The sequence below is a fragment of the Thiorhodococcus fuscus genome (assembly GCF_042682685.1).
Classification (GTDB): domain Bacteria; phylum Pseudomonadota; class Gammaproteobacteria; order Chromatiales; family Chromatiaceae; genus Imhoffiella; species Imhoffiella fuscus.
Genome location: NZ_JBHUHX010000048.1, coordinates 48667 through 54693, shown reverse-complemented (window position 1 = coordinate 54693; position 6027 = coordinate 48667). Strand labels below are relative to the sequence as shown.

The 6027-nt window shown below is 61.2% G+C and carries 5 protein-coding genes; 2 read left to right on the top strand and 3 right to left on the bottom strand.

The genetic code is table 11. The features are described from left to right. Positions 1-33 precede the first annotated feature (33 nt). The 3 genes from ACFSJC_RS16235 to ACFSJC_RS16225 form a co-directional block, all read right to left on the bottom strand. The gene (locus ACFSJC_RS16235; protein WP_386028216.1) at positions 34-282 is read right to left on the bottom strand and encodes an AraC family transcriptional regulator; all 249 of its coding nucleotides are present in this window, start codon (positions 280-282) and stop codon (positions 34-36) included. A gap of 41 nt (positions 283-323) precedes the next feature. Continuing rightward, entirely contained in the window at positions 324-1088 is a 765-nt protein-coding gene (locus tag ACFSJC_RS16230) for an SDR family oxidoreductase (RefSeq protein WP_386028211.1), read from the bottom strand. Between the two features lie 198 nt (positions 1089-1286). Beyond that, complete coding sequence (locus ACFSJC_RS16225) at positions 1287-2189, bottom strand: LysR family transcriptional regulator (protein ID WP_386028210.1); 903 nt, start codon at positions 2187-2189, stop codon at positions 1287-1289. Between the two features lie 112 nt (positions 2190-2301). Between ACFSJC_RS16225 and metE the strand changes: the two genes are divergently transcribed. Both metE and glyA read left to right on the top strand, forming a co-directional pair. Further along, positions 2302-4593: a 5-methyltetrahydropteroyltriglutamate--homocysteine S-methyltransferase gene (gene metE / locus ACFSJC_RS16220; RefSeq protein ID WP_386028208.1), complete on the top strand. Its 2292-nt coding sequence runs from the start codon at positions 2302-2304 to the stop codon at positions 4591-4593. A 175-nt stretch (positions 4594-4768) separates the two neighbouring features. Further along, positions 4769-6016 carry a serine hydroxymethyltransferase gene (glyA, locus tag ACFSJC_RS16215; RefSeq protein WP_386028206.1) on the top strand — a complete coding sequence of 416 codons (1248 nt, stop codon included), beginning with the start codon at positions 4769-4771 and terminating at the stop codon, positions 6014-6016. Positions 6017-6027: the final 11 nt, after the last annotated feature.

Genomic DNA, 6027 nt, shown 5'->3' with positions numbered 1-6027 from the left:
CGTGGCTGCCGGGATTAAATTCGCCAGGGAATCTCATGAATTATGAAGTTGTGTGTAATGAGATGCACTTAACCCAAGTTCATGTGAAACTTCGAGCAAGGAATGAGAATTCTCCAGCAACACTTTGCCCCGTTCCAATGTCAGGACCTGTAAAAAGCGCTTCGGCGTAGTACCCGCCCACCGACAAAACAGCCTTTGAAAGTGATACGGACTCAAATGCACATGGGCGGCTATCTCTTCAAGGCTGGGCTGATCCACTGCCCTATCAACCAAATAGGCCATAGCGCTTGCGATTCGGTCATAGTCCGACATGGCGCGGCCTCTCAGACACGATTTATGGATATACCGCCATCTACCAACATCGCAGAACCAGTTGTGAAACTGGAGGCATCGGATGCTAAGTACAGTGCGGATTGAGCAATTTCATCTGGTGTCGCCATACGCTTGAGAGCATGTAGGTTATGCACAAACGCCAATGCTTCCGGCGTATTGGCAAATTCGCGTCCCACGGGCGTATCAGTACCACCGGGCAGAAGGGCATTGACCCGGATATTCTGAGGTCCATGCTCTGACGCCAGCACTTGAGTCAATCCAATAAGGCCAGCCTTACTGGCTGCGTAGGCAGCCATGCCTGGCATACCTGCGGTGTAACCAACGAAGGTAGAGGTGAAAATTAACGAACCTCCTTTTCGGGCAGCCATAGCGGGCAGTTGGTACTTTGCGCCCAAAAATGCGCTGGTTAAGTTCGTAGCAATAACCTGATTCCAATCCGTTTGCGACATCTCCGGAACAGGACCCATAGCGCCCAGGATAGCCGCATTGTTGAAAGCGATATCCAATCCGCCAAAGTGACTTACCGCCTTATTTACCAAAGCTTTGGCAAAAGCCTCATCACCGACGTCGCCCGCTAATGCCAGTGCCTGACCGCCTTCCGCGTTGATTGAGCACGCAAGGTAATTAAGCTCCTTTTGTCGCCTTGCAGCCACCACGACGGCAGCACCTTCTTTCGCAAAAAGCTTTGCGGTTGCGTAGCCAATGCCGGTGCTGGCGCCAGTAACGATAGCAACTTTGTTAGCAAGTGTAGTCATTGGTCGTTCCTACTAGCGTTGCGCATTATAAAAGGGCACCTGCCCGAAAGGGGCTATGCTAGGAGGATAGAACGACTACTGTCGACCCGAATCTTGCTGTACTTCAATTGCGCTATAACTTAAATATTACGTCCCGTGTGATTATCTGTCTCGACGGAGCTATTCTTGTGCTGCCCTTGGTGCCAAATCCCATTTCAATCACCCCATCCCATTGCGATGCAGTCGTGCCAGTTCGACGAAGGCGCGTAGATAATCGATCTCGGCATCGCTGTCTCGGAAGCCGAGGAAGATCTGTTTGTCGACTCCCTGTGCGCCGAGCCGTACTGCGATGACGTCGAGCTTGCCGGCGTATTCGTCCACCAGCCAGCGGGGCAGGGCTGCGACGCCTCGGCCGCTGGCGACCATCTGCAGCATGATGTCGGTCGTTTCGATGGGTTTGTGGCGTTTCGGGCGGATACCGGCGGGGAGCAGAAAGCGGGTGTAGATGTCGAGCCGCTCGATGGGGACCGGGTAGGTGATGAGGGTCTCGTCGGCGATCTGTTCTGGTCGCGCGAACTCGGTGCCGCGCAGCCGATGGCGCGGACCGACCACCAGGACCTGCTCGTAGTCGAAGACGGGCTCGAACCGCAGACCCTGTTTATGGAGCGGATCGGGCGTCACCAGCATGTCGATTTCGTAGCCGAAGAGCGCGCCGATTCCGCCGAACTGGAATTCCTGCTTCACGTCCACATCCACGTCGGGCCAGGCCGCGAGATAGGGCGAGACCACCTTCAACAGCCATTCGTAGCAGGGGTGGCATTCCATGCCGATACGCAGCGTGCCGCGTTCGCCCAGGGCGAACTGTCTCAGGCGTTCCTCGGCGTGCGAGAGCTGGGGGATCAGCCGGTTGGCCACTCCCAGTAGATAGTCGCCGGCCTGGGTGGGGCGCAGGCTGCGGCCCTCGCGAGACCAGATCGCCACGCCGAGCTGATTCTCCAGCTTGCGGATCGCGTGGCTCAGGGCGGACTGGGTGAGGTGCAGCTTTTCGGCTGCGGCGGTGAGCGAGCCGCACTGGTCGACGGCGCGGACGATGGCAAGGTGGCTGCGTTCAATGTGGGCCATGCGACGAGTTTCTCATGAATGGTGTTCATTTTTTGATGAAATAATACCATTTTCATTCATGTTTCGAGCCGACGAGAATGGCGCCATCTTTCATCCATCAAGGACACTCGACATGGCGATCACGCACAACCTCGGCTTTCCCCGTATCGGCGCCAAGCGGGAATTGAAGTTCGCACTGGAGTCCTACTGGAAGGGCCAGTCCTCGCTCGACGCGCTCAAGGCGGTGGGGGCCGAGCTGCGTGGACGTCATTGGCAGGCGCAGTCTGCGCTGGATCTGGCGCCGGTCGGCGATTTCGCCTTCTACGACCAGATGCTGGATATGAGCTTTACCCTGGGCAATCTGCCCGAGCGCGTGCGTGGCTTCGAGGGGGATGTGCTCGACAACTATTTCCGTGTGGCACGCGGACGCTCGGCGTCGGTCGCGGACGAGGGGCAGTGCGGATGCGGTGTCGCGGCCGGTGAGATGACCAAGTGGTTCGACACCAACTATCACTACATCGTCCCGGAATTCACCGCCGACACGGTGTTCAGGCTCGACGCTTCGCGTCTGCTGGAGCAACTGGCCGAGGCCAAGGCTCAGGGCGTGCGGGCCAAGCCCGTCATCATCGGTCCGGTGACCTATCTCGCGCTCGGCAAGACCAAGGACGGTTCCGATCGTCTGGCGTTGCTGGATCGTCTGCTGCCCGTCTATGCCGAACTGCTGAATACGCTGGCTGCGAACGGTGTCGAGTGGGTTCAGATCGACGAGCCCATCCTGGTTACCGAGCTCGAGGAGCCCTGGCGTCATGCCTTCGAGATCGCCTATCACGAGCTCAAGGGCGCGCCGGTCAAGCTGCTGCTGGCGACCTATTTCGGCGAGCTCCAGGATCAACGCTATCTGGTCGCCAATCTGCCGGTGGCCGGTCTGCACATCGACGTCGTCCGAGGACGCGATGACCTGGTTCCGCTGCTGAACCTGCTGCCTTCCAGCAAGATCCTGTCGCTGGGCGTGATCGACGGCCGCAACATCTGGAAGACCGATCTGAACGCGGTGCTCGACTGGCTGGAGCCGATCCAGCTGCAACTCGGCGAGCGTCTCTGGATCGCACCCTCCTGCTCGCTGCTGCATGTGCCGGTGGACCTGGACAGCGAGCAGACGCTCGATAGTGAGGTCCGATCCTGGCTCGCCTTCGCCAAGCAGAAGCTCGATGAGCTGCGCATCCTGGCGACCGCGCTCAACCAGGGGCGTCATGTGGTCCAGTCCGAGCTGGCCGCCAACCGTGCGGCGATCGAGGCGCGCCGCAGCTCGCCGCGCGTCAACAATCCCGAGGTCAAGGCCGCGCTCGCCAAGATCGACGCCGAGTTGGGTCGACGCAAGAGCCCCTACTCGGAGCGCGCCGACAAGCAGGCCGCACGGCTCAATCTGCCCAGGTTCCCCACCACCACCATCGGCTCCTTCCCGCAGACGGGCGAGATCCGTCAGGCGCGCCGCCAGTTCAAATCGGGCGAGATCGAGGAGGCGGCCTACGTCGAGATCATGCGCGCCGAGATCGCACGTTGCGTGCGCGAACAGGAGGCGCTCGGTCTGGACGTCTTGGTGCATGGCGAGGCCGAGCGCAACGACATGGTCGAGTATTTCGGCGAGCAGCTCGACGGTTACGCCTTCAGCCAGTTCGGCTGGGTGCAGTCCTACGGCTCGCGCTGCGTCAAGCCGCCGATCCTCTTCGGCGACATCAGCCGTCCGAAGGCGATGACGGTGGACTGGATCACCTATGCTCAGTCCCTGACGACCAAGCCGATGAAGGGTATGCTCACCGGTCCGGTGACCATCCTCAACTGGTCCTTCGTGCGCGACGACCAGCCGCGCTCGGTCTCATGCCAGCAGTTGGCCTTGGCGATCCGCGAGGAGGTGCTGGACCTGGAGCGGGCCGGCGTGCGACTGATCCAGATCGACGAGGCGGCGCTGCGTGAGGGTTTGCCGCTGCGCAAGTCGCAATGGGGCGCGTATCTCGACTGGGCGGTCGAGAGCTTCCGCATCACCGCCAACGGTGTGGCGGACGAGACCCAGATTCACACCCATATGTGCTACTCGGAGTTCAACGACATCATCGCCGCGATCGCCGACATGGATGCCGATGCCATCACGATCGAGACCTCGCGCTCCGACATGGAGCTGCTCGACGCCTTCGACGACTTCAAATATCCCAACGAGATCGGACCGGGCGTCTACGACATCCATTCGCCCAACATCCCGACCGAGGAACACATGGTTCAGCTCATGCGCAAGGCCGCCGAGCGCATCCCGGCCGAGCGTCTGTGGGTCAACCCGGACTGCGGCCTCAAGACCCGCCAATGGGACGAGGTGATCCCGGCCCTGACCAACATGGTCTCGGCGGCCAAGACCCTGCGGGCGAGCTTGGGCTGATTCTTTATCTTTGAACCGCAAAGGCGCGAAGGGCGCAAAGAATGAGGAAGGGGTTGATGGAGCATGTCGCCCGGTTCGAGTCATCGGCTCGGGTGACGGCGCCCATCGACACGACTCATCCAATCCCTTTGCGCTCTTTGCGCCTTTGCGGTTCCAACTCTCCCCGAGAACGAACATGTTTGATCGCACCCAATACAGACTCGACCGTATCGACCCCGAGCTTTCCGCCGTTATCGAGCAGGAGAACCAGCGCCAGGAGGATCACATCGAGCTGATCGCCTCCGAGAACTACACCTCGCCGGCGGTGATGGCCGCTCAGGGCTCGCAGCTCACCAACAAATATGCCGAAGGTTATCCCGGCAAGCGCTATTACGGCGGTTGCGAGTATGTCGACGTGGTCGAGCAGCTTGCGATCGATCGGGTGAAGGCGCTGTTCGGCGCCGAGGCGGCCAATGTGCAGCCCAACTCCGGCTCGCAGGCCAACCAGGGCGTCTTCTTCGCCGTGCTGAAGCCCGGCGACACCATCATGGGTATGAGTCTGGCCGAGGGCGGGCATCTGACCCACGGCATGGGGCTCAACATGAGCGGCAAGTGGTTCAAGGTGGTCAGCTATGGCCTGAACGCCCAAGAGGACATCGATTACGAGGCGCTGGAGCAGCAGGCGCGCGAGCATCGTCCGAAGCTCATCATCGCCGGCGCCTCGGCCTTCGCGCTGCGCATCGACTTCGCGCGCATCGCCCGCGTGGCCAAAGAGATCGGCGCCTATTTCATGGTCGACATGGCGCATTACGCGGGCCTGATCGCGGCGGGCGTCTATCCGAGTCCGGTGCCGCACGCCGACTTCGTCACCACCACCACGCACAAGAGCCTGCGCGGTCCGCGCGGCGGCGTCATCCTGATGCGCGAGGAACATGCCAAGGCCATCAACTCGGCCATCTTCCCCGGCATCCAGGGCGGTCCGCTGATGCACGTCATCGCCGGCAAGGCCGTCGCCTTCAAAGAGGCGATGACGCCCGAGTTCAAGGCGTATCAGCAGCAGGTCGTGACGAACGCGTCCGTGCTGGCCGAGACCCTGATCGAGCGCGGTCTGCGCATCGTCTCCGGTCGCACCGAGAGCCATGTGATGCTCGTCGACCTGCGCGCGAAAGGGCTCACCGGCAAGGAGGCCGAGCGTCTGCTCGGCGAGGCGCACATCACCGTCAACAAGAACGCCATCCCCAACGACCCCGAGAAGCCCTTCGTCACCTCCGGCATCCGTCTCGGGACCCCGGCCATGACGACGCGCGGTTTCGGCGAGGATGAGGCTCGGCTCGTCGGCAACCTGATCGCGGACCTGCTCGACGCGCCAGGAGACGCCGCGCGCATCGCTCAGGTCCGCGAGCGCGTGGCGATGCTGACGCAGCGGTTCCCGGTCTATCGCTGAGCGGGCGCGAG